Below are 23,835 nucleotides of genomic sequence, written 5' to 3' on the forward strand. Positions count from 1 at the left end.
AATACGCTCAACACGTTATCGATAAACTCCGGAGAAATACATGAAATTTTCGTACGCGGGCGCGCTGGTCGCGCTGACCCTGGCCAGTCTGCTGTCGGCATGTGGCGGCAAAGCCCAATACACGGTGCAAGGTTCGGTGTCGGGCCTGACCGTGGATGGCCTGCAACTCATGAATGGCGGTCAGACGCTGGACGTACCCAAGGGCGCCTCGTCGTTTGCCTTCCCCCAGCAGATCGACTACGGCACCGAGTACGACATCACGATCAGTAAAAATCCGGAATTCTTTACCTGCGGCGTGGCCGGCGGCAAGGGCTCGGCCGGCTACACGGTCAGCATCGGCGCGGTGGTCAGATGCGATCCAAACTCTTATACCGTGGGCGGCACGTATTCGGGTCTGGTGTCGGTGGAAAAGGAACTTCTCACAGGCGCAACGGTAGAAACTGACGTCGCGAACAAAGTGACTCTGATCAACGGCAGCGGCAGCCAGGTCGAGCTCAGCAGTGCTACTGCCACCAGCGGCACGTTTACCGTAGCGACCCTGACCAACGGCGAGGTCTACAGTATCAGCATCCTGAAGCAGCCGAATAAACTGACCTGCACTCTGGCCAACCAGAATGGCGTGATCCGCGCCCCGAATTCGGTGACCAACCTGACCCTCACTTGCGTACCTTCCACCTGAACTGGTCGGTAGCGGAGGAGGCAACATTCACATTGATGATGTTGGATATGTGAAAAATAAAGTGGCGTGATATGCCGCGACGCAGCATACTGCACTTGTCTCCTCCACTTCTTGCAAAGGAATTGGATTTAGCCCGCTCCCTGAGCGGGCTTTTTTTTACCTGCTCAGACCGGCTTGAGGATATTTGCCAGCGCCACGTACTGCGCCAGGCCCACCACTTCCGGGCGGTGGGTAGGATCGATGCCAGCGGCAACGATTTGCTCTTCCGTGAACATGCCGGCCAGGCAGTTGCGAATCACCTTGCGGCGTTGCGAAAACGCTTTCTGCACGACCGCTTCCAGCGTCTCGCCGTCGCACGGCAGCTGGTTGGCGACCGGCACCATGCGCACGATGGCCGATTCGACTTTCGGCGGTGGGTCGAACGCTTCCGGCGGCACCACGAACAGCAGTTTCATGTCGTAGCGCCATTGCAGCATCACCGACAGGCGGCCGAAGGTCTTGCTGCCCGGTTCGGCCACCATGCGCTCCACCACCTCTTTTTGCAGCATGAAGTGCTGGTCCTCGACCTGGCTGGCAAATTCCGCCAGGTGGAACAGCAAGGGGCTGGAAATGTTGTACGGCAGGTTGCCGACGATGCGCAGTTTTTTGCCGGCCGGCACCGGGATCGCGCCGAAATCGAATTTCAGGGCATCGCCAGCGTGGATCGTCAGTTGTTCGCGTGAAAAATCCTTCTCCAGACGGGCGACCAGGTCGCGGTCCAGCTCCACCACGTGCATGTGCTTGAGCGTGCGCAGCAGTCCCTTGGTCATCGCGGCCAGGCCGGGGCCGATCTCGACCATCGTGTCGTCCGGTGCGGGGCCGATCGCCGAGGTGATGTCTTCCAGTACATATTTATCGTGCAGGAAATTCTGGCCAAAGCGTTTGCGGGCTACGTGTTTCATATTTTTCTATCTTTAAGTCGAAGTGTGGGGGCGGGCATTGCGGACCGCGTCGGCCATGCCGAGCGCGGCCGTGATCGCCGCGTCCATGCTGCCGCAGTCGGCGTGGCCGAGGCCACGTGCGGCCAGGTCGAGCGCGGTGCCGTGATCGACCGACGTGCGGATCAGCGGCAGGCCCAGCGTGATGTTGATGCCGTGGCCAAAGGTGGCGAACTTGAGCACCGGCAGGCCCTGGTCGTGGTACATGGCCAGTACGCAGTCGGCATCGCGCAGGTATTTGGGCTGGAACAGGGTATCGGCCGGGTACGGGCCCAGGGCGTCGATGCCGCGCGCGCGCGCCGCGTCCAGCGCCGGGGTGATGGTGTCGATTTCCTCGCGGCCCAGGTAGCCGCCCTCGCCCGCGTGCGGGTTCAGGCCGCACACCAGGATGCGCGGTGCGGCGATGCCGAACTTGGTCTTCAGATCATGGTCGATGATGTCGAGGATGCGGGCAAGACCATCCTGGTTCACCGCGGCCGGCACATCCTTCAAGGCCAGGTGGGTGGTGGCCAGCGCCACCCGGAACTGCCGGGCCGGTTCGTCGGCGGCGTTGAACGCAGCCGGCATCGGGCCGGCCAGCATCATCACCACCTGGTCGGTCCCGGTGTGCTCGGCAAAGTACTCGGTATGGCCGGAAAACGCCACGCCGGCGTCGTTGATGGTACTTTTTTGCAGTGGCGCGGTGACCACGGCCTCGAACCAGCCGGCCTGGACGCCTTCGATGGCGGCGTCAAGCGTGGCCAGCACGGCGCGGCCGTTGTCCTTGTCCAGCGTGCCCGGCACCACGTGGGCGCCGAGCGGCACGTCGATCACGCTGATACGCTCGGGACCGAAATGCGGCAGGCCGCCATTCCGTACCGCCATCAGGGACAGCGCCGAGACGCGGATGGCGGGATCGATGGCGGCGGCCGTCATGGCCAGGAAAGCGGCATCGCCCAGCAGCACGCAATTGACTTCGTGCCGGCGCGCCCAGGCGGCGCGCAGCGAGATTTCGGGACCGATGCCGGCGGGTTCGCCCACCGTCACGGCAATTGCCGGACGGCTGCGCCGTGGCTGGTGAGTGGACGGCAGGCCGGTGTGCGCAGTATGCGCGGTGTTCGCATGTGCGCTCACGGATGCTCCAGGTCAGTAGGTTACTTCGGCGGGGTGGCGACGGTGCCGTCTTCGTTGCGGAACTCGACGAAGGCGCGGTCGCGCACTTCGCGCTGCCAGCTTTCGGTTGCTTCTTCCAGCTTCTGATCGCGCAGGGCCTGGCGGGCCATATTGCGTTCGCGCTCTTTGGAAGCATCGTCCGATTTACGCTCGAGCACTTCGATCAGGTGGACACCGAAACTGGTTTCCACCGGGTCGCTGATCTCGCCGATTTTCAGGCCATTCATGGCGGACTCGAATTCCGGCGTCAGGTCGCCCGGGTAGAGCCAGCCGATGTCGCCGCCCTTGGAGGCCGAGCTGTCGTTGGAGAACAGGCGCGCCAGCTCCTCGAAGGTGGCGCCCTTGTTGACCAGGCGCTCCTTGAGTTCGGCCAGCTTGCGCTTGGCGTCGGCCGCGCTCATGGTGGGCGTGACCTTGATCAGGATGTGGCGTGCATGGGTTTGCTGTACGACGGCGGCGGCTTGCGCTTCGGCCACGCTGCGGCGATCGACGGCCTTCAGGATGTGGAACGCGCCCACGCTCTTGATGATCGGCGTGACCTGGCCCGGGGTAAGTTTGGACAGCGCCTCGGCAAACACCGGCGGCAGGCGCTCGGGCTGGCGCCAGCCGACTGCGCCGCCTTGCAGCGCATCGCTGGCGTCGGAATACGTGGCGGCGGTCTTGGCGAAATCGGCGCCGGTGCGCAGCTGGCGCATGACGTCCTCGGCACGGGCGCGGCGCTGGGCGATGATTTCGGCGGTGGCGTTGTCCGGGATGCGGATCATGATCTGCGAGATGTTGATCTCGTACTGCTCGGCAGCGGCAGCCTTCTGGGCGGCCAGGTAGCTGTCCACCTCGGCGTCCGAGATCTGGATCTTGGCATCGACCTCGTGCTCGCGCAGGCGCTGCATGATGATTTCTTCGCGGATCTCTTCGCGGAACGCGGCGAACGGCGTGCCGTCCTTTTCCATCTGGTTGCGCAAGTCTTGCACCGTGGCTTTTTGCGCCTCGGCAATCCGGGCGATGGCGCGGTCGAGCTGGTTGTCATCGACGCGCACGCCCATTTCCCTGGCCAGTTGCATTTGCGCGCGTTCGACGATCATGCGCTCGAGCAGCTGGCGCTCGAGGTCGACCGCCGGCGGCATCTGCACGTTCTGCTGTTTCATGCGGGCGGTCACGGTCTTGATGCGGTTGTTCAGTTCACGGCGGGTGATGACGTCGTCGTTGACCACCACCACGATCGAATCGATCGCCACATTGCTCGACGAACCTGGCGGCACGAAGCCGGAACCGTCGGCCTTGGCCACCGGTTTGGCGGCCGGCTTGGCGACGGGCGCGGCAGCGGCTGCCGGTGCGGCAGGCGCTGCGGGTTCAGGCTTTTTCGAGAACAGGCTGCAACCACTCAGGGCTACGCTGCACAGCAAGACGGCGAGGACTTTCATTTGGTACGCATTACGCATGGTGGAACGCTCATGAGTCAGGTAGTAAAAATCACACGGCATGAACAACGCGCACCGTGTGCCTTGCTGGAAAATATCGCAAAGCGCCAGGTAGCGGGCGCTTTGTTACATCTGCTTAATGCCGCTTAACGGCCTTCGTTCAGGCGTTGGTAGCCGGGAATACTGTTCTTCATCGCATCGAGCGGACTACCCACGCCCAGGTGCGACAGGCCGTTGAGTTCAAGCTGGAAGAAGATCGGCGTGGATGCCTTGGTCGAGGTAGTCACGAAGCGCTGCGCGCCCATGCGGAACACCCAGCAATCGTGGCTGTACTCGAGGCCGATCAGGCTTTCGAGGATCTTCTTGTCCTGGGCCGAGTAGCTGACCCGGCCCACGCCGTACCAGCGCTTGAACAGCGGCCACTGGCTCGACAACTCGATATTCTTGAAACTGTTGCGCAGGTAGCGGTAACCGAGGTTGAGCACTTTCTTTTGCGCCGGCGTCCACTGGAACGTATAGCTTTGCGACGACACCTGGCTCAGGCTCGGATTGTATTGCACCGCGCTGTCGAAGGTCCAGTGCTCGGAAATGCGGCCACTGGCGGCCAGCAAGATATCGGAGTGGGCATCGACCACCGGCGTGGAGGAATCGAGCTGCACGCGCTGGTCGTCGAAGTAGAAGCGCTGGCCGAACGACAGGCGCAACTGCTCGGCGCCGGAGCTGTCGAGGAAGCGCGACACCAGCGCAGCGGTCAGCTGGTTGGCGTCGCCGATACGGTCGGAGCCGACGAAGCGGTTTTCGCTGAAGATCTGGCTGAAGTTGAACGTGGCCGCGTCGGTATCGAAAGTGGGGAACTGGGTCTGGTCGCGGTACGGCGTGCGCACGTAGAACAGGCGCGGCTCCAGCGTCTGGGTCATTTCCTTGCCAAGGTAGTTGGCGTCGCGCTCGAACACCAGGCCCGAATCGATCGATACCGTGGGAATCGCGCGCGACAGGTTTTTCGAACCGCCGCCGGTCTGGTTGTCGAGCTGGTAACTGGCCGCGTTGAGCATCACCTTGGGGGTGATGAAGTAACTCGGTCCGATGATCGGGTAGCTGACTTGCGGGATGCCTACCAGGCGGGTGCCGTTGAGCAGGGTCGGGTGGTGGAAACGCGTGAGCTCGCTGTCGAACGCCCAGTCGAAGCCGCCCAGCACATCGTACTGCGCGGCATGGAAATTAATTGCCGGCAGGCGGTCGTACGGCCGCGAAACGAACAGCGAGCCATCGGTGGCCGCCTCCGGGTCTTGCAGCACCTGGTACTTCTGCACGCGCGCGGTCAGGGTCCAGAAGTCGCCGTGGTAGTCGGTGCGCAGTTCGCGCAACAGTTGACGCTCGGTCGAGCTCGACACCGTCTTGGAGAAATCGTTGGGATAGTTGTTATCCGACGAGGCGCGCACATTCCAGCCATACGACCAGTCTTCCGACAGCGCCTGCTTGTGTACCGACTTGACGGTCCAGCGGTCAGTCGAATCGCCTGGCGACGCTGGCACGTATTTCTTGTCGTGCGGCAGGTATTCCAGATAGGTTTCACCCGCGTACAGGCCGCCATCGGTCTCGCCCATGTAGCGGCCCTTGGCGCCCATTTGCAGGCCACGGCGCAGGATCACTTTCGGGTACAGGGTCAGGTCGCGGTTCGGCGCAATGTTGAAGTAGTACGGCACCAGCAGCTCGGCCTCGCCTTTGGAGCCGAAGCCCGGCGTGGGCGACAGCCAGCCCGAGCGGCGCGCGCCCGACAGCGAGAACGACAGCGCCGGCGTGCCCAGGATCGGCACATCCTTGAAATAGATGACGGTCTGGCCGGCGGTGCCCACGTCGCGACCGGAATCGAGGTTGAGCGTGTTCGAGCGCAAGTACCAGTCGGGGTCGGAACCCTGGCAGGTGCTGTACGTGCCGTTGATGACCTGGGCCTCGTCCGCGTTGATGAAGTTGATGCGCTCGGCCTTGCCCTGCGCATTGTTCGCTTCCATCTTGTAGGTCGGGTTGAGCATGTAGCCCTTGCCGCTGTCCATGTTCAGCTTGAGCTGGTCGCCGGTGAAATAGTCGCCGAAGCGCCAGATCTTGACGTTGCCATCGGCTTCGACTTCATTTTCCACCTGGCGGAAGCAGGCCGAGTCCGATTGCACCCTGGTCTGGTCCTTGACGATCTCGGCGTCGCGCACCAGGTTCAGTTCACGCTCGGGGCGGCCGTTGATTTCCTCGGCCTTGACGACGGTGGGCGCGTTGACGTCCTCCACCCGGGGGGCGCGCTGCTTGCCCGGCACGGGAGCCTGGGCTGGTACCAGGACCTGGGTCTGGGCGTAACTGGGCACTGCCGAAGCAGTGACGATGGCAGTCAGGGCAGTGGCCCAGCGGTGCGAGGGTGTGGGGGGCAGAAGCCAGCGCATGCAACTCATGAAAAGAAGGGTGGAAACACCGGGCGATTTGAAAATAATCCCTTATTATATGGGAATCTATCCTCAACGCCGGTTTCAACCGCTCGCTTCATGTCTTTATTACAGAATTTAACGCCAGATGTTCGCCTGGAGGCGCTGACCGCCTGGCTGGCCACCCTCAACGTCGTCGATACCGCCTCGGCACGCCCCGCGTCGAGCGACGCCAGCTTCCGCCGTTATTTCCGTGTCAACGTTCTGCCGGAACACCAGGCCAGCCTGGGCGCCACCCTGATCGTGATGGACGCCCCGCCCGAGCGCGAAAACGTGCTGGGCTTCGTCAAGGTTGACGAAATGCTCATTCACGCCGGCGTTTCCGTGCCGCGCATCGTGGCCACCGACTACGAACGCGGCTTCATGCTGATGTCCGACCTCGGCAACACCACGTACTTGCAGGTGCTCGACCACGACAACGCCTCGGCCATGTACGCCGACGCACTGGAAGCGCTGGTCAAGTTCCAGCTCACCAGCGAACCGGACGTACTGCCCGAGTACGACCGCGCCTTCATGGAACGCGAACTGGGCATCTTTACCGAGTGGTACCTGGGCCGCCACCTGAAGGCCACGCTCAACGACAAGCAGCAGCTTGAACTGAAAGCCGTGTTCGACGCCATCCTGGCCAACGTCACGGCCCAGCAGCAGGTGTATGTGCACCGCGACTTTCATTCGCGCAACCTGATGCAGATCGACGCCGGCAACCCCGGCGTGCTGGACTTCCAGGACGCGCTGTACGGCCCGATCACCTACGACGTCGTCTCGCTGCTGCGCGACGCCTACGTGCAATGGGACGAAGAACTGGTGCTGGACTGGGCCATCCGCTACTGGCAGCACGCCAAGTCGCTGGGCCTGCCGGTCAACAAGGACATCGACAGTTTCTACCAGGACTTCGAGTACATGGGCTTGCAGCGCCACCTGAAAATCCTCGGCATCTTCTGCCGCCTGCACTACCGCGATGGCAAGGACCAGTACCTGGCCGACCTGCCCACGGTGATGGACTACGTGCGCAAGACGGCCGGCCGCTACCGCGACCTGAAACCGCTGGTGCGCCTGCTCGACCTGCTGGAAGACGTGCAGCCGCAAGTCGGCTACACGTTCTGAGGTCGGGCTGATGAAGGCCATGATTTTTGCCGCCGGACGCGGCGAGCGCATGCGTCCGTTGACGGACACCTGCCCCAAGCCGCTGCTCAAGGTGCGCGGCCGTCCGCTGATCGTCTGGCACATTCTCGGCCTGGTGCGCGCCGGCATCACGGAAATCGTGATCAACCACGCCCACCTGGGCGACCAGATCGAAACGACGCTCGGCGACGGCAGCAAGTACGGCGCCAAACTGCTGTACTCGTGCGAAGACACCGCGCTGGAAACGGCCGGCGGCATCGCCAACGCCCGCCACCTGCTCGGTGACGCACCGTTTGTGGCGATCTCGGGCGACATCTATTGCCCGCATTTCGACTTCGAGCAGGTCAAGGACGTGCTGCACGACGAAGACATGTGGGGCAACCCGTACCCGGCCGACCAGCGCGACATCTGCTGGCTGTACCTGGTGCCGAATCCCGACTTCCATCCCGAGGGCGACTTCGGCCTGTCGATGTACACGCTGAACAACGACGGCACGCCGAAGTTCACGTTCGGCAATATTGGTGTGTACCGTCCCGAAATGTTCGACGCCATCACGCCCGGCGACCACGCCAAGCTGGGCCCGCTGCTGCGCGCCTTCATCGACAAAAAACTCGTCGGTGGCGAAGTGTACGAGGGCGAGTGGCACAACGTGGGCACGGTGCAGCAGCTCGAGTTGCTCAATGCACCAAGGGCCGCGCTGGCGCCGGGTCCCAGGGCTGCGCAGTGACCAGGGAGACAGCTGCTCGTCGTGCGCGCCTGCTGGCGCAACTGCCACCGGGCGCGGTGGCGGTCCTGCATACGGCGCCCGAGGTGGAGCGCAACGGCGACAGCCACTATCCTTACCGCTACGACAGCGCGTTTTATTATTTGACCGGTTTTACGGAGCCGGAAAGCGCGCTGGTGCTCGTCGCCGCACACGGTGCTGCGCCGGCCCGAAGCCTGCTGTTCTGCCGCGAGAAAAATCCTGACCGCGAGATCTGGGATGGCTTTCGTTATGGACCGGAAGCCGCGCGTGCCGCCTTCGGTTTCGCCGAGGCATACCCGATCGAGGACCTCGACGGCGCACTGGCACAGCTGCGCGCTGGTGCGGCGGCCGAGCCGGTTGACTTGCTGCCGCTGCTGGCCGAGATGCGCCTGCTGAAAGACGACAGCGAACAAGCCACCATGCAGCGCGCCGCCACCATCTCGGCGCTGGCCCACGTGCGGTCCATGCAACACGCGCGCGCGGGCATGCACGAGTATGAAATCGAAGCGGAACTGCTGTACGAATTCCGCCGCCATGGCGCCCAGGGCCAGGCGTATCCGCCGATCGTGGCGGCCGGCGCCAACGCCTGCGTGCTGCACTACAGCGCCAACAACGCCCTCGCCCGCGACGGCGACCTGGTACTGATCGACGCCGGCTGCGAGCTCGATGGCTACGCCTCGGATATTACCCGCACCTGGCCCCTCAACGGACGCTTTACCGCGCCCCAGCGCCAGCTGTACGAACTGGTGCTGGCCGCGCAAAGCGCCGCCCTGGACGCCGTGGTGCCGGGCCGCCCGTACGCCGGCATCCATGCGGCAGCATTGAATGTGCTGGCGCAGGGCATGCTGGACCTGGGCCTGCTCGATAAAAACACCTGCGGCAGCGCCGCCGACGTCATCGCCGACAAGCGCCACCTGCAGTTCTACATGCACGGCACCGGCCACTGGCTGGGCCTGGACGTGCACGACGTGGGGGCCTACCGCGACCTGGGCGTCGCGGACCACCGTTCGCGCGCGCTGCAGGCGGGCATGGTGCTGACGGTGGAACCGGGCATCTACGTGCGCCCGGCTGCCGGCGTGCCCGAACAATTCTGGAACACGGGGATCCGCATCGAAGACGATGTGCTGGTCACCGCCACCGGCCACACGGTATTGAGCGCAGCCGCGCCCAAGTCCGTCGCCGACATCGAAAAGCTGATGCCATGACCGACCACGACACCCCGCCCGTTACCTTGTCCTGCGATGTGGCCATTTGCGGCGCCGGCCCGGCCGGCATGGCGCTGGCCGCCCTGCTGGCCAAACGCGGCATCCCTGCCCACCGCATCGCCCTGATCGACGCCAAGACCCTGGCCCAGTCGAGCGCCGATCCGCGCTCGCTGGCACTGTCGTGGGGCAGCCGCCAGATCCTGGAGGACATAGGCGCCTGGCCCTTCGCCGGCACGGCGATCAACGAAATCCACGTCTCGCGGCGCGGCCAGTTCGGCCGCAGCATGATCACCAGCACCGAGCAAGGCGTGCCGGCGCTCGGCTATGTCACCCGCTACGGCGACATCGTCAAGGCGCTGGGCGCCGTGTGCGAGGCAGCCGGCATCGCCACCCAGCGCCCGGCGCGGGTCGATGCGCTCGACGAACTCGATGACGAAGTGGTGCTCACCATTACCGACCTGGCGACGGGCGCGGCGCGCTCGCTGCACGCGGGCTTGGTGGTGCAGGCCGAGGGTGGCCTGTTCAACGAACAGCAGGACCGCGCCCAGCGCCGCGACTACGGCCAGACCGCGATCATCGCCCAGGTGCGCAGCAGCCGAGCCATCGCGCACCGCGCCTACGAACGCTTCACCGACGAAGGCCCGCTGGCGCTGCTGCCGCAGGGCGAGGCGCATGTGGGGGCGCAGGCGGCTGTGCATTCGGGTGCCCGGTCGGGTGAGTATTCGCTGGTATGGTGCGTGCGGCCGGCGCGCGCGGAACAATTGCTGGCACTGGACGACCAGGCGTTCCTGGCGCAGTTGGGCGAGGCGTTCGGCGACCGCGTGGGGCGTTTTACGTACGCCTCGCCACGCCTCGGTTTCCCGCTCGGCCTGAATGCCGATGCAAGGACCACGGCCCGCACGGTCGCCATCGGCAATGCCGCGCAGACGCTGCACCCGGTGGCGGGACAGGGCCTGAACCTGGGCCTGCGCGACGTGACGGTACTGGCGCGCCTGCTGGCGCAAGGCGCTACGCCGCAGATGCTGGCGCAGTTCACTGCGGCCCGACAGCAGGACCGCAGCACCACCGTGCGCCTGACCGACACCATGGCGCGCGTGTTTGCCAACAACTCGCCGGCGCAGGCGCTGCTGGGGTTGTCGCTGGCGGCGATCGACGTGGTGGGACCGGCGCGCAGCGTGCTGGCCGAATTGATGATGTACGGCCGGCGCTAGGCTTTACTCGACCGCCTTCACCATATCCTCGATCACCTTCTTGGCGTCGCCAAACACCATCATGGTATTGGCCTGGTAAAACAGCTCGTTGTCGAGCCCCGCATAGCCGGACGCCATCGACCGCTTGTTGACGATGATGCTCTTGGCTTTATAGGCTTCCAGGATCGGCATGCCGGCAATCGGCGAACCCGGGTCCTTGGCCGCCGGATTGACCACGTCGTTGGCGCCCAGGATCAGCGCCACATCGGCCTGGCCGAATTCGCCGTTGATGTCCTCCATCTCGAACACCTGGTCGTACGGCACCTCGGCTTCGGCCAGCAGCACGTTCATGTGGCCCGGCATGCGGCCCGCCACCGGGTGGATCGCATATTTCACGGTCACGCCCTTGTGCGTGAGTTTTTCCACCAGCTCTTTCAACGAGTGCTGGGCGCGCGCGACGGCCAGGCCGTAGCCAGGCACGATGATCACGCTCTCGGCATTGGCCATGATGAAGGCCGCGTCGTCGGCCGAGCCGGATTTGACGGGCCGCTGCTCCTTGGCGCCGCCGGCGCCGGCATCGCTTGGTGCGCCGCCAAAGCCACCCAGGATCACGTTGAAGAACGAACGGTTCATGGCCTTGCACATGATGTACGACAGGATCGCGCCCGAGGAGCCGACCAGCGAACCGGCGATGATCAGCATGGCGTTGTTGAGCGAGAAGCCAATACCGGCAGCCGCCCAGCCGGAATAGGAGTTCAGCATCGACACCACCACCGGCATGTCGGCGCCGCCGATCGGGATGATGATCAACACCCCAAGCACAAAGGCGATCGCGGTCATGACCAGGAACGGCGTCCACGCGGGTGCCACGCCATCGGCAAAGCAGAACGCCAGGCCCAGTCCCACCATGATCAGCGCCAGCACCAGGTTCAATGCATGCTGGCCGGCGAAACTGACCGGCGCGCCCTGAAACAGCCGGAACTTGTATTTACCCGACAGCTTGCCGAAGGCGATCACCGATCCCGAGAACGTGATCGCGCCCACGAACGTGCCGATGAACAGTTCGATGCGGTTACCGAATGGCAGCGCCTCGCCCACGGCTGCGATCCCGAACGCGTGCGGCTCCGACACGGCAGCGACCGCGATGCACACGGCGGCCAGGCCAATCAGCGAGTGCATGGCGGCGACCAGTTCCGGCATCTTGGTCATCTCGACTTTTTTCGCCAGGATGGCGCCAATCGCGCCTCCCACCACCACGCCCACTGCCACCAGCGCCAGCCCCATGCCGCCATTGAGACCCGCCTGCAATGCTTCCTCGCGCAGCTTGAGTATCAGGGCGATGGTGGTAATAAAGGCGATGGCCATGCCGGCCATGCCGAAGGCGTTACCCGAGCGCGCCGTGGCCGGCGACGACAGCCCTTTCAGGGCCTGGATGAAGCACACCGAGGCGACCAGGTACAGCATCGTCACCAGGTTCATGGTGATAAAGTTCATTTGCCGTCCTCCCGCTTGGCCTTCGGCTCTTTTTTGCGGAACATCTCGAGCATGCGCTGCGTGACCAGGAAGCCGCCAAACACGTTGACGGCCGCCAGCGCCACGGCCACCGTGCCGGCCACCTGGCCGACGATGCCCTCCGTGAGCGCAGCCGCAAGCATGGCGCCCACGATGATGATCGCCGAGACGGCGTTGGTGACGGCCATGAGCGGCGTATGCAGCGCCGGGGTCACGGTCCAGACCACGTGGTAGCCGACATAGATGGCCAGCACGAAGATAATCAGGTTGATGATGGTGTGGCTCACTTCCATGGCGTGTCCCCTTTTATTGTCGTAGCAGTTGGCCGTCCGCGCACAGCAGCGTGGCCTTGATGATCTCGTCTTCGCGGTCGATGACCAGTTGATCGTCCTTGTCGATGATCAGCTTGAGGAAGTCGAGTACATTGCGCGCGTACAGCGCCGAGGCGTCGGCCGCCACCAGCGTGGCCAGGTCGGGTTCGCCGACGATGTGCACGCCGTGTCTGATCACGGTTTTATTGAGCTCCGACAGCGGGCAGTTGCCGCCCTGGGATACGGCCAGATCGACGATCACGGAGCCGGGCTTCATCGCCTTGACGGTGTCTTCGGAAATGAGCACCGGCGCCGGGCGGCCGGGGATCAGCGCGGTGGTGATGATGATGTCGGCCAGCTTGGCCCGTTCGTGGACAAGGGCAGACTGGCGCGCCATCCAGTCGGGCGGCATCGACCGCGCGTAGCCGCCCACGCCCTTGGCGATTTCGCGTTCCTCGTCGGTGAGGAATGGTACGTCGATGAACTTGGCGCCCAGCGACTCCACCTGCTCTTTCACCGGCGGACGCACGTCGGACGCCTCGATCACGGCTCCCAGGCGCTTGGCCGTGGCAATCGCCTGCAGGCCGGCCACGCCCACGCCCATGATCAACACGCGCGCCGCCTTGACCGTGCCGGCGGCCGTCATCAGCATCGGCATGAAGCGCTGGTAGGTATTGGCCGCGATCATCACCGCCTTGTAGCCGGCGATGTTCGCCTGCGACGACAGCACGTCCATCGACTGTGCGCGCGTGATGCGCGGCACGGCTTCCAGTGCCAGCGCGCGCAGGCCGGCGGACGCCATGGCGGCGTTGTTGGCCGCATCGAAGGGGTTGAGCATGCCGATGACGACCGTGCCGGGCTTGATCAGTGCCCGTTCGGCATCGTCGGGCGCGCGCACCTTGAGGACGACGTCGGCGCCGAAGGCCTCGGCCGCGCCAGCGATTTGCGCACCCGCTGCCGCGTAGGCGTCGTCGGTGATGGAGGCGGCCAGGCCGGCGCCCGCCTGCACGATCAGTTGATGTTTCGCAGATAACTTCTTGACGGTTTCAGGGGTTGCTGCCACCCGGGTCTCCCCCGGTTTTGTCTCAACCGGTATGCCTATTCTCATTGTGTCTCCCCAGCAGATATCGCAAACCTACTGCGCGCCCCGCTCTCGCTTTCCGTTGCTCAGCGTACTTCCGTACGCTTGCGCTACTCGAAGCGACAGCAGGCCGCTCGCTACGGTTTTCGAAAATCTGCAAATGATTAATAAAGTGACTAGCCAATCTAACACGGTTTTTTGCGCAAAAGTCGTTATCTGGCGTTGTTTATCCCATGAAACGTTGCGTAATTTCAAAGCAAATGCTGTTTTTAACGACAGTGGTTTCAAACCAAATCGGCGGAACAGGCTAAAATGTCGGCTCTTTTCAAGGATGACTCATGCCGCGTATCTGGAAACCCTCTGTTACTGTTGCCGCCATCGTCGAAAAAGACGGCAAGTTCCTGCTGATCGAAGAAGAGACCAGCGACGGCATCCGCATCAACCAGCCTGCCGGCCATCTCGACCCCTACGAATCGCTGGAACAGGCCGTGATCCGCGAGACGCTGGAGGAAACCGCGTACGACTTCACACCCACCGCGCTGGTGGGCATGTATATGTCGCGCTACACCTCCAACCGCACCGGCGAGGAAGTGACGTACCTGCGCTTTACCTTCTGCGGCGTGCCGGGCGCGCAGCACGACCGCCCGCTCGACGAGGGCATCCTGCGCACCATGTGGCTCACGCGCGACGAACTGGCCGCCTGCGCCGACCGTCACCGCAGCCCTACCGTGCTGCAATGCGTGGACGAATACCTGGCCGGCATCCGCGCCCCGCTTGAATTGATACAGACCCACGCTTCCGTGTACAAAGAAGCCGTGAGTACCGCTATTGGATAGACAAGGATTGATGTAATGAGCAAGAAAAAAGTCGTGATCGGTATGTCGGGCGGGGTCGATTCCTCGGTCGCGGCGTGGATGCTCAAGGAGCAGGGCTACGACGTGGTGGGCCTGTTCATGAAGAACTGGGAAGACGACGACGATTCCGAATATTGCTCCACGCGCCAGGACTGGATCGATGCTGCCAGCGTCGCCGACGTGATCGGCGTGGACATCGAAGCCGTCAACTTCGCCGCCGAATACAAGGACCGCGTGTTCGCCGACTTCCTGCGCGAATACCAGGCCGGCCGCACCCCGAATCCCGATGTGCTGTGCAACGCCGAAATCAAGTTCAAGGCTTTTCTCGATCACGCCATGCACCTCGGCGCGGACCTGATCGCCACCGGCCACTATGCGCGCGTGCGCCAGAACGGCGAGAAGTTCGAGTTATTGAAAGCCGTCGATCACACCAAGGACCAGAGCTACTTCCTGCATCGGCTGAACCAGTCGCAGTTGTCGCGCACCCTGTTCCCGCTCGGCGAAATCCCGAAAACCGAAGTGCGCCAGATCGCCGAAAAACTGGCCCTGCCCAACGCCGCCAAGAAGGATTCGACCGGCATCTGCTTCATCGGCGAGCGGCCGTTCCGCGAATTCCTGAACCGCTACCTGTCGTACAAACCGGGCCCGATGAAAACCCCGGACGGCAAGGTCGTGGGCGAACACGTGGGCCTGTCGTTCTACACGCTGGGCCAGCGCAAGGGCATCGGCGTAGGCGGCATGAAAGCGTACAAAAATCCCGACGGCAGCAGCGACGCCTGGTACGTGGCGCGCAAGGACGTGGCCGAGAACACGCTGTACATCGTGCAGGGCCACGACCATCCGTGGCTGCTGTCGTCCACGCTGCGCGCCGACCAGGCCAGCTGGATTGCCGGCGAGGCACCCTCCCCGCGCGCGCTGTCGGCCAAAACCCGCTATCGCCAGGCCGACGTGGCGTGCGAAGTCGCGCCCGAGGGCGACTCGGACTTTGCGTTGCGGTTCATGGAAGCCCAGTGGGCGGTCACGCCGGGCCAGTCGGCCGTGCTGTATGACGGCGATGTTTGCCTCGGTGGCGGCATCATCGACAGCTCCACCACTTAAAGCGCCCTCAGTTATTCGGCAGCGGCGCTGTCTTCTTCCGGCTTGGGCGCCAGGGCCGCCATCGCGGCGCGCTGGCGCTTGACCATCGCGATCACCACGTTGCGTATGGTATTGAGGACCGTGTCGGCTTTAAAAGGCTTGACGATGAAGCCGTTGACGCCCATCGCGTGCGCGGACTGGATCGTGGCCGCGTCGAGCTGACTCGAGACCATGAAGATCAGCGCCTTGGGCCACTTGGCCTTGATCTCGCGCATGCCGTCGAGATCGTTTTCCACCTGCTCCAGCGCGATGCACACGATGTGCGGATTGTGCTTGATCATCAGGGCTACGCCGGCCGCGCACGTGTGGGCCTGCCCCGCCACGTCGTAACCGCCATCCTGCAACACCGTATTGAGCAGGCCGCGCGCGACCGCGCTTGAATCGATAATTATCGCTTTTAACATCTTAAAACTGCTCCCAGGCCAGCATATTCCAGGTGACGCCGACGGTTACGTCGGTTTTCAGCGCCACCAACTGTCGAGAAAGATACAGCATTTCACGTTCTTTTCGTAAAGTTTCACCCAGAGAATCTTTAAGAATGCCGGCGCCGGCCATGATGGCGTCCAGGGTGCCGTAAGTACGCAACAGGCGGGCAGCGGTCTTCACGCCCACCTTGGACACGCCGGGAATCGAATCGGTGACATCGCCCATCAGCGCCAGCAGGTCGGGCAATTGCTCGGGCGGCACGCCCCACTTGCGTTCGACCCAGGCGTGGTCGTGCCATTCGCCCTTGAAATGATCCCACACGCGGGCGCCGTGGGCGATCAGGCCGTGCAAGTCCTTGTCGGTGCTGGCGACGGTGGCGTCGCCGCGGCTGTCGGCCAGCCAGCGCAGCACCACGGTGCCGATCACGTCGTCGGCCTCCACCTCGGGCACGCACACCACGTGCATGCCGATGGCGCGCAGCTTGTCGTAAAACGCCGGCAACGCCGCGCGCAGCGGCTCGGGCATCGGCGCCCGGCCTGCGCGGTAGCCGGCAAACAGATCGTGGCGCCAGGTGCGCCCGCCGAAGTCGAACGCGGGCAGCACGTGGGTGGGCTGGTGGTCGTTGATCAGGTTGCGCAGGGAAGAAAACGCGTGGCGCAGCGCGATCTCGGCCTTTTCGGGGCTGTCAGGTTCGGGGCTGGCTTCATAGACACGGCGCACGATATTGAGGCCGTCAATGGCAAGGAGTCTACCCATGTTAAACGTGGTCCGGGCTACTTGGTGAAGCCGCCATTTTAACCGAGCGAGATGCGGTGGCGCTTGCTTGAAATCGGTGACAGATAGCGTAACATCAACCGAATCCTGCGGAGGCGATGTGGCCCACCATTGCTTTGGAAGAGTTTCTGGCAGACCCGCAGAAGGTGCTTAAAAAAATCGCGGCGTCCAGCGACATCTATTTCATTACCGAAAACGGCACGCCGATACCCGATATCCGTCCCTTCCGCTCGGTGCCAAACGAAAAAATGCGCGGCAGCGTGCTGGCCGAAGGCGACATCGTGTCGCCCATTGAAGCTGACGGCTATGCGTCCTTCCGATGATACTGCTCGATACTCACGCGTTGATTTGGTGGTTTGAAGGCAGCCCCAGGCGCCTGCCCTCACGTGCGGACCATCTGATAGCGCCATCCACATTACTTCAGCAGCGCATACTCCCCGCCACGCTCGATCGCCCGCTTATAGGCAGGCCGCGCATGGATGCGCTCGAGAAAGCTCATCAGCCGGGGACGGCGGCTGTCGAGGCCGGCCCGGGCGGCGGCCGCTTCCAGCGGAAAGCTCATCTGGATGTCGGCGGCGGTAAATTCGGCGCCGGCAAACCATGGCGACCTGGCCAGTTCGGCTTCGAGGTAGTCGAGGTGAGAAGCGATTTGCGGCTCGATGTAGGTGCCCTTGACCTTGCGGGCGATGCCACGCGTGATCGGCTTCACAAAAAACGGCGCCGGGCTGGTTTCCACGCGATCGAATACCAGCTTCATCAACAGCGGCGCCATCGCCGAACCTTCGGCGTAGTGGAGGAAATAAGTCCAGCGGCGGCGGTCTTCGGTGCCGGCGGGCGGCACCAGGCGGCCATTGCCGTAGGTGTCGACCAGGTATTCGACGATGGCGCCCGATTCGGCCACCACCACGCCGTTGTCGACAATCACCGGCGACTTGCCCAGCGGGTGGATGGCGCGCAGCTCGGGCGGCGCCAGCATGGTCTTGGCGTCGCGCTGGTAGCGCACGATCTCGTAATCCAGACCCAGTTCTTCCAGCAGCCAGAGCACGCGCTGCGAGCGCGAATTATTGAGGTGGTGAACGACGATCATGTGGATTCCAAAAAAGAACGGCCGTGCCGCGATATGCCTAGCTTAGCATTACTGGCACGATTGCACTGCTGGCCGATCGGGAGAATATGCAGCGCTCCGGCTGGCGATTGGCAAACGAGCAACCCTTTCCGATAAAGCAAGGTATGATCGACCGGTGATCCAGTACCGGGTTGTCGCATGATCTTTGTCTCCCTCAATTGCCCGCAGTGCGGCGCCTCGTTGCCGTCCTCGGCGCGCTGGCGCACCGTGCAATGCCTGTACTGTTCGGCCATCGTCTCGCCCCAGGTCCGCACTATCCTGGCGGCCGATTTTCGCGCCGCTTACGAGCGTTCGCTGGCGGACGACAGCGCTGCCAGCCACATCGTGTGCGCCGGCCAGCGCTACCGCATCATCACGCCCCTGACGTCCAGCGCCAGCGTGCTGCTGGCACAGCGTATCGGCGCCGGCCCGGAGCGGGTCGTGATCAAACTGGCGCAGTCACCGCACACCCTGCAACACGAAGCAGCGATCCTGCACCAGCTGCAAGCTGCGGCCATTCCCGGCACCGCGTATTTTTCACAGCGCCTGCCGCAACTGGTCGCGCAAGGCGCGGCCACCGGCAACGTGGCAGCGGGCGCGCAGGCGCTGGTGCTGCGCCACCCGGTCGGATACTGGGGCAGCCTGGCCGACGTGCGGCGCCATTACCCGGGCGGCGTCGACCCGCGCCACGCGGTGTGGATGTGGCGCCGCATGCTCGAAGTGCTGGGTTATGTGCACGCCGCTGGCTGGGCGCATGGCCGCCTGGCCCCGGAACACCTGCTGGTCCATCCCGCCGATCACGGCATCCTGATCATCGGCTGGGCAGGCGCAAAGCGGCTAAGCGTCAACGCCACGGCAGCGCGCGACCTGATGCAAGCTGCGTGGTCGATCCGCTGCCTGCTTGACGGTAGCGGCGACGATGGCAATGAGCCGCCAATTGCCGCTGCGGTACCGGCGCCGCTGGCCACGCTGCTGCGGCGCGCCAGCGAAGATGCCGACTGGTGCGCGCGGCACGGCGCCGCCGGCATCGACCAGGCCCTCAAGACCGCCGCCGCAGCCGCGTTCGGCCCGGCGCGGTTTATCCACTTTACCCCCAACCCTCGCTGACAAGGAGCTTCCATGGGACACGGAAATTATTCGCAGGCGGCCCACGCCGCCATCATCGCCGACCGCGCCAACGACGCGCATCGCGAAGTATTTACCCAGCGCCAGTGCCACCCGCTGATGAATCCGCACGGCATGGGCGTGCGCGAGGCGCGCGACAGCGCCGACCACCCGCACTCGCTCGGCATCGTGTTCGCGCTGGACGTCACCGGGTCGATGGGTGCGATTCCCAACAGCCTGGCCACCCGCGAGCTGCCCACCTTCATGGCCTTGCTCACTGCGTGCGGCGTGCGTGACCCCCAACTGCTGTTCATGGCAATCGGCGACGCCACGTCCGACGACGCCGCGCTGCAAGTGGGCCAGTTCGAATCGACCGCGCAGCTGATGGACCAATGGCTGACCTGGAGCTATCTAGAGGGCGGCGGCGGTGGCACCGGCGAAGAAAGCTACGAGCTGGCGTTCTACGTGGCGGCGCAGCACATGGAAATGGATTGCTGGACCAAGCGCCGCAAGAAAGGCTATCTGTTCCTGACCGGCGACGAGCATCCGTATCCGGCCGTGTCGCGCCACCAGATCGATACGCTCATCGGCGACAAGCTCGATGAAGACATCCCGATTGCGGAAGTGATCGCGGCAGCGGCCGAAACCTTCCACATCTTCTTCCTGGTGCCGGACCTCCAGCGCCGCAAGAACTGCGAACGGCGCTGGCGCGATCTGCTGGGCGACCGCGTGATCTGCATGGAGGCGCCGGAAGACGCTTGCGCGGTAGCCGCCTCGCTGGTGGCGCTCACCGAAAAATCGGTCGCCGGCATCGATGCCCTGGCGCCCACGCTGGCCGCCAACGGCATTGTCGGCGACCGGATTTCCGCCATCATCCGCGCAGTCCGCCCTTACGCCGCGCTCGGCGATCCGGACGCCGCTGCCCACGGCATGGGCGGCGCGGCAGTTGGCGGCAGCAGCTGGTGGCGCCGCCTGTTCGGTTGAGTGCGATGGCAACCCGGCTGGTGTCGGTCCAGGGGCTGGGTTTTGGCGACTGCGGCAAGGGCATGTTCATCGATGCGCTGTGCCGCGCCATGCAGGCGCACACCGTGGTGCGCTTCAATGGCGGCGCCCAGGCGGCGCACAACGTGGTGCTGCCCGATGGCCGCCACCACACGTTTTCGCAGTTCGGCGCAGGCAGCTTCCATCCCGGCGTGCACACGCTGCTGGCCTTCCCGGTCATCGTCCATCCCACCGCGCTACTGGTCGAGAGCAGCTACCTGCAGCGCGCCGGCGTCACCGATGCCCTGCAACGGCTGGTCATCGATGGCCGCTGCCGCCTCACCACGCCGTTCCACCAGGCGGCCGGGCGCATGCGCGAGCTGGCGCGCGGCGCCGCCGCCCATGGCAGTTGCGGCGTGGGCGTGGGCGAAACCGTCCGCCACGACCTGGCGCATCCCGAACTGACGCTGCGCTATGCCGACCTGCTCGCGCCCGCCCGCGCGCTCGACAAGCTGGAAGCGCTCCGCACCTCCCTGCTTGCGGCGGTAGAGCAAGACGGCGCCTCCAACGACGCGAACGCCGGCTGGCGCGAAGAGCGGGCCGTACTGCGCGATGGCGCCCTGGCGTACCGCTGGCTGGAACGGGCGCGGGAACTGGTCCGGCATGCACCGCCCGCGCCGCAGGCGGACGTGGCAGCCCGGCTGCACCTGCCCGGCACCGTGCTGTTCGAAGGTGCGCAAGGCGTCCTGCTCGATGAGTGGCGCGGCTTCCACCCGTACACCACCTGGAGCACCATCCATACGTCGGCAGTCGAAGCGGTGGCCGTTGACGCCGGCCAGCACGGCCGCATCAGCCACCTGGGCGCGATGCGCAGTTACCTGACGCGCCACGGCAACGGTCCGTTCCCCAGCCACGACCGGCGCCTGGACCTGCTGCCCGAGCCGCACAATGCGGCAGGCGGCTGGCAGGGAGCTTTTCGGCGCGGCCATCCCGACCTGGTGCTGCTGCGCTATGCGCTGGCAGCAATCGGCCGGCTCGATGGTTTGCTGGTCAGCCATCTCGATGCGTTCGACCGGGCGCCGGCACTGCGCTGGTGCGAGGGATACGAGGTGACGCATGGGGCGCATGAAGCGCAGCTATGCCAGCGCAATGCACAGGGCGCAGTCATCGGCCTGCACCAGGGCGCCAGGGGCGACCTCGAACACCAGGCAGGTTTGACGGCGCTCTTGCAGCAGGCCGCGCCAAGGCTGGCGGCGCAGCCCATCGCCAGTGCGGCGCAGTTTATCGAACAACTGGAACAGGCGACCGGTCTGCCGGTGGCGCGGGGCGCCTTTGGCCCCACGTGGCAGACGGTACGAAGCTTGAAGACTGATCGGCTCTGAGAGAGCGCGCAGATCAGCGCTGCACGTGCAGCGGAATCACGCGCTTGAGCGGCTGCGACGTATCGCCGGCGGAACCGGCCGCCGGCGCCCTGTCCTCGGTACCGCACGACCCGCACGAACCACAGCCGGTGCCGCAGTCGGGCGTGGTCTTGAAGAATTTGGCGGCCTTGTCCTGGTTGACGCCACGGCGCGCCAGGAAGTACACGATATGCCGGCGCCAGGCGGCCGGCAAATACCTGGTACTGAAGTGCGCCAGGGCTGCCGCCACGATCACTGCCACGATAAGGTTCTGCCACATATATCAGCCTCCGATGATTGCCGTCGAAATGCGGAACGTGAGGAATGCCGCCACGTACGCCAGCGCAAACAGATAACCGGCCATGAACCAGGCAGCTTTGACGCTGTTGGTTTCACGGCGGACCGTACTCAGGGTGGCCAGGCACTGCGGCGCAAACACGAACCATGCCAGCAGCGACAGCGCGGTCGGCAGCCCCCAGCTGGCGGCCAACACCGGCGCCAGCGAATTGGCCAGTTCGTCGCCGGTCTGCGACATCGCATACACGGTGCCCAGCGCACCCACCGCCACTTCGCGCGCAGCCATGCCGGGCACCAGCGCGATGCAGATCTGCCAGTTGAAGCCAATTGGCGCGAAGATGTATTCGAGGCCGCGGCCGATGATGCCCGCCACGCTGTAGTAGATGGCCGGCTGGGTGGCGCCTTCCGGCGCGTCCGGGAACGAGCTCAGTGCCCACAAAATGATGGTGAGACTGAGGATGATGGTACCGACGCGGGTGACGAAAATCTTGGCGCGTTCCCACAGGCCCAGCGCCAGGTTGCGCAGGTGCGGCCAGTGATAGGCCGGCAGTTCCATCATCAACGGGTGCTTGCCCTTGCCGCCCATGGTGCGCTTCATGACGTACGCCACCAGCATGGCCGAGACGATGCCGGCCACGTACAGGATGAACAGCACCAGGCCTTGCAGGTTCATGATGCCGAGCACTTCGCGGCTCGGGATGAAGGCGGCGATCACCAGTGCGTACACCGGCAGGCGCGCGGAACACGTCATCAACGGCGCGATCATGATGGTGACAAAGCGGTCGCGCCGGTTTTGAATCGTGCGCGCGGCCATCACGCCCGGAATGGCGCAGGCAAAGCTCGAGAGCAGCGGGATGAAGGCGCGGCCCGACAGGCCCACGCCGCCCATCAGGCGGTCGAGCAGGAAGGCGGCGCGCGGCAGGTAGCCGCAGTCCTCGAGGATCAGGATGAAGAAGAACAGGATCAGAATCTGCGGCAGGAACACCAACACGCCGCCCACGCCGCCGATGATGCCATCGACCAGCAAGCTGCGCAGGTGGCCTTCCGGCACATACGCGCCCAGCACCGCTCCCAGGTGCTCGAAGGCGCCGGTGATCATGTCCATCGGCGTGGCGGCCCAGCTGAACACGGCCTGGAACACGAAGAACATCAGCACCGCCAGGATGATCGGGCCGACCACCGGGTGCAGCACCACGCTGTCGATTTTTTCGGACGTGGACGATGCTTCGTCGTCGCCGCTGACAGCGGCAGCGATGATGCGGCGCACTTCGCGCTGGGTCTCCTCCACCGACACCGCGTCGATGGCCGACAGCGGCTTGGTGACGACCTGCGGCAGCGGCAGCATGGCGTCAAGCGCGGCGACCAGCGCCTTTTCGCCGCCCGGCTGCACGGCCACGGTCTCCACCACCGGCATGCCCAGCTCCTGCGACAGGCGCGCGGTGTCGATGACGACGCCGTTCTTTTTGGCCACATCGACCATGTTCAGGGCCAGCAGCATGGGCAAGCCCAGGCGCTGTACTTCGAGCACCAGGCGCAGGTTCAGGCGCAGGTTGGTGGCGTTGACCACGCACACCAGCACGTCCGGCGCGGCGTCGCCCCGGCGCAAGCCCGCCACCACGTCGCGCGTGATCGCTTCGTCCGGGGTGTGGGCGGTAAGGCTGTAGGCGCCCGGCAGGTCGAGCACGCGGAAGGTGTGGCCAGCTTGCGAGTTGAAGGCGCCTTCCTTGCGTTCAATGGTCACGCCCGCGTAATTGGCCACTTTCTGGCGCGCGCCGGTCAGGCGGTTGAACAGCGCAGTCTTGCCGCAATTGGGATTTCCCAGCAGGGCCACGACGGGTGGCAGGACATTGGCCGGTGCGTTATGAACACCCGGCACCGTTTTTTCTACGACAGCCATTAT

The 23,835-nt window shown here is 64.5% G+C and carries 23 protein-coding genes; 11 read left to right on the plus strand and 12 right to left on the minus strand.

The window, feature by feature from the left end:
• Positions 1-40: 40 nt before the first annotated feature.
• Positions 41-679 (plus strand): hypothetical protein, encoded by a 639-nt coding sequence (locus tag ASF04_RS03700; RefSeq protein WP_056138190.1) that lies wholly within the window; start codon positions 41-43, stop codon positions 677-679.
• 164 nt (positions 680-843) lie between these two features.
• Here ASF04_RS03700 and rsmA read toward each other — a convergent pair whose 3' ends face one another.
• From rsmA to ASF04_RS03720, 4 genes are all read right to left on the minus strand, one after another.
• On the minus strand, positions 844-1,620 hold the full coding sequence (gene rsmA / locus ASF04_RS03705) for a 16S rRNA (adenine(1518)-N(6)/adenine(1519)-N(6))-dimethyltransferase RsmA (RefSeq protein WP_056138192.1): 777 nt from the start codon (positions 1,618-1,620) through the stop codon (positions 844-846).
• Between the two features lie 12 nt (positions 1,621-1,632).
• A complete protein-coding gene (gene pdxA, locus ASF04_RS03710; protein WP_056138446.1) occupies positions 1,633-2,727 on the minus strand; it encodes a 4-hydroxythreonine-4-phosphate dehydrogenase PdxA in 1,095 nt (364 codons plus the stop codon).
• A gap of 62 nt (positions 2,728-2,789) precedes the next feature.
• Positions 2,790-4,229 (minus strand): peptidylprolyl isomerase, encoded by a 1,440-nt coding sequence (locus ASF04_RS03715; RefSeq protein WP_056138447.1) that lies wholly within the window; start codon positions 4,227-4,229, stop codon positions 2,790-2,792.
• 143 nt (positions 4,230-4,372) lie between these two features.
• The gene (locus ASF04_RS03720) at positions 4,373-6,652 is read right to left on the minus strand and encodes an LPS-assembly protein LptD (protein ID WP_056138194.1); all 2,280 of its coding nucleotides are present in this window, start codon (positions 6,650-6,652) and stop codon (positions 4,373-4,375) included.
• A 99-nt stretch (positions 6,653-6,751) separates the two neighbouring features.
• Between ASF04_RS03720 and ASF04_RS03725 the strand changes: the two genes are divergently transcribed.
• Genes ASF04_RS03725 through ASF04_RS03740 form a run of 4 tightly spaced genes read left to right on the plus strand, consistent with a single transcriptional unit; the run spans position 6,752 to position 10,974 of the window.
• Entirely contained in the window at positions 6,752-7,795 is a 1,044-nt protein-coding gene (locus ASF04_RS03725) for an aminoglycoside phosphotransferase family protein (protein ID WP_056138196.1), read from the plus strand.
• A 10-nt stretch (positions 7,796-7,805) separates the two neighbouring features.
• Positions 7,806-8,540 (plus strand): N-acetylmuramate alpha-1-phosphate uridylyltransferase MurU, encoded by a 735-nt coding sequence (gene murU, locus ASF04_RS03730; protein ID WP_056138198.1) that lies wholly within the window; start codon positions 7,806-7,808, stop codon positions 8,538-8,540.
• A complete protein-coding gene (locus tag ASF04_RS03735) occupies positions 8,537-9,763 on the plus strand; it encodes an aminopeptidase P N-terminal domain-containing protein (protein ID WP_082488524.1) in 1,227 nt (408 codons plus the stop codon). Before murU ends, ASF04_RS03735 begins: the two co-directional genes overlap by 4 nt.
• A complete protein-coding gene (locus ASF04_RS03740) occupies positions 9,760-10,974 on the plus strand; it encodes an FAD-dependent monooxygenase (RefSeq protein ID WP_056138203.1) in 1,215 nt (404 codons plus the stop codon). Before ASF04_RS03735 ends, ASF04_RS03740 begins: the two co-directional genes overlap by 4 nt.
• 3 nt (positions 10,975-10,977) lie before the next feature.
• Here the strand turns inward: ASF04_RS03740 and ASF04_RS03745 are convergent, their stop codons facing one another.
• The 3 genes from ASF04_RS03745 to ASF04_RS03755 are packed head-to-tail and all read right to left on the minus strand — an operon-like array spanning position 10,978 to position 13,884.
• Positions 10,978-12,447, minus strand: coding sequence for an NAD(P)(+) transhydrogenase (Re/Si-specific) subunit beta (locus tag ASF04_RS03745; protein WP_056138205.1), 1,470 nt, complete (start codon positions 12,445-12,447; stop codon positions 10,978-10,980).
• Entirely contained in the window at positions 12,444-12,758 is a 315-nt protein-coding gene (locus ASF04_RS03750; RefSeq protein WP_056138207.1) for an NAD(P) transhydrogenase subunit alpha, read from the minus strand. The genes ASF04_RS03745 and ASF04_RS03750 overlap by 4 nt, the downstream gene beginning before the upstream one ends.
• 13 nt (positions 12,759-12,771) lie before the next feature.
• Positions 12,772-13,884 (minus strand): Re/Si-specific NAD(P)(+) transhydrogenase subunit alpha, encoded by a 1,113-nt coding sequence (locus tag ASF04_RS03755; RefSeq protein WP_056138209.1) that lies wholly within the window; start codon positions 13,882-13,884, stop codon positions 12,772-12,774.
• Between the two features lie 311 nt (positions 13,885-14,195).
• Here ASF04_RS03755 and ASF04_RS03760 point away from each other — a divergent pair, with 311 nt between their 5' ends.
• Entirely contained in the window at positions 14,196-14,693 is a 498-nt protein-coding gene (locus ASF04_RS03760) for an NUDIX hydrolase (RefSeq protein ID WP_019923648.1), read from the plus strand.
• A 15-nt stretch (positions 14,694-14,708) separates the two neighbouring features.
• The gene (gene mnmA, locus ASF04_RS03765) at positions 14,709-15,809 is read left to right on the plus strand and encodes a tRNA 2-thiouridine(34) synthase MnmA (RefSeq protein ID WP_056138210.1); all 1,101 of its coding nucleotides are present in this window, start codon (positions 14,709-14,711) and stop codon (positions 15,807-15,809) included.
• 11 nt (positions 15,810-15,820) lie between these two features.
• Here the strand turns inward: mnmA and ASF04_RS03770 are convergent, their stop codons facing one another.
• Both ASF04_RS03770 and ASF04_RS03775 read right to left on the minus strand, forming a co-directional pair.
• On the minus strand, positions 15,821-16,252 hold the full coding sequence (locus tag ASF04_RS03770; protein WP_056138212.1) for a response regulator: 432 nt from the start codon (positions 16,250-16,252) through the stop codon (positions 15,821-15,823).
• A 1-nt stretch (position 16,253) separates the two neighbouring features.
• Positions 16,254-17,030 carry a 5'-3' exonuclease H3TH domain-containing protein gene (locus ASF04_RS03775; protein WP_056138213.1) on the minus strand — a complete coding sequence of 259 codons (777 nt, stop codon included), beginning with the start codon at positions 17,028-17,030 and terminating at the stop codon, positions 16,254-16,256.
• Positions 17,031-17,146: 116 nt separating this feature from the next.
• Between ASF04_RS03775 and ASF04_RS03780 the strand changes: the two genes are divergently transcribed.
• A complete protein-coding gene (locus ASF04_RS03780) occupies positions 17,147-17,371 on the plus strand; it encodes a hypothetical protein (RefSeq protein WP_056138215.1) in 225 nt (74 codons plus the stop codon).
• Positions 17,372-17,463: 92 nt separating this feature from the next.
• Here the strand turns inward: ASF04_RS03780 and ASF04_RS03785 are convergent, their stop codons facing one another.
• Complete coding sequence (locus ASF04_RS03785; RefSeq protein WP_056138216.1) at positions 17,464-18,135, minus strand: glutathione S-transferase family protein; 672 nt, start codon at positions 18,133-18,135, stop codon at positions 17,464-17,466.
• A gap of 177 nt (positions 18,136-18,312) precedes the next feature.
• Between ASF04_RS03785 and ASF04_RS03790 the strand changes: the two genes are divergently transcribed.
• Genes ASF04_RS03790 through ASF04_RS03800 form a run of 3 tightly spaced genes read left to right on the plus strand, consistent with a single transcriptional unit; the run spans position 18,313 to position 21,620 of the window.
• Positions 18,313-19,260, plus strand: a complete 948-nt coding sequence (locus ASF04_RS03790; RefSeq protein WP_056138218.1) for a hypothetical protein — start codon at positions 18,313-18,315, stop codon at positions 19,258-19,260.
• Positions 19,261-19,272: 12 nt separating this feature from the next.
• Entirely contained in the window at positions 19,273-20,241 is a 969-nt protein-coding gene (locus tag ASF04_RS03795) for a hypothetical protein (protein ID WP_056138219.1), read from the plus strand.
• Between the two features lie 5 nt (positions 20,242-20,246).
• Positions 20,247-21,620 carry an adenylosuccinate synthetase gene (locus ASF04_RS03800; RefSeq protein WP_056138220.1) on the plus strand — a complete coding sequence of 458 codons (1,374 nt, stop codon included), beginning with the start codon at positions 20,247-20,249 and terminating at the stop codon, positions 21,618-21,620.
• Positions 21,621-21,633: 13 nt separating this feature from the next.
• Here the strand turns inward: ASF04_RS03800 and ASF04_RS03805 are convergent, their stop codons facing one another.
• Together ASF04_RS03805 and feoB are read right to left on the minus strand one after the other, a co-directional pair.
• Positions 21,634-21,918 carry a DUF6587 family protein gene (locus ASF04_RS03805; RefSeq protein WP_056138221.1) on the minus strand — a complete coding sequence of 95 codons (285 nt, stop codon included), beginning with the start codon at positions 21,916-21,918 and terminating at the stop codon, positions 21,634-21,636.
• A gap of 3 nt (positions 21,919-21,921) precedes the next feature.
• On the minus strand, positions 21,922-23,832 hold the full coding sequence (feoB, locus tag ASF04_RS03810; RefSeq protein WP_229204901.1) for a ferrous iron transport protein B: 1,911 nt from the start codon (positions 23,830-23,832) through the stop codon (positions 21,922-21,924).
• Positions 23,833-23,835 lie beyond the last annotated feature (3 nt).

Source organism: Duganella sp. Leaf61 (genome assembly GCF_001421905.1).
Taxonomy (GTDB): Bacteria; Pseudomonadota; Gammaproteobacteria; order Burkholderiales; family Burkholderiaceae_D; genus Rugamonas; species Rugamonas zoogloeoides.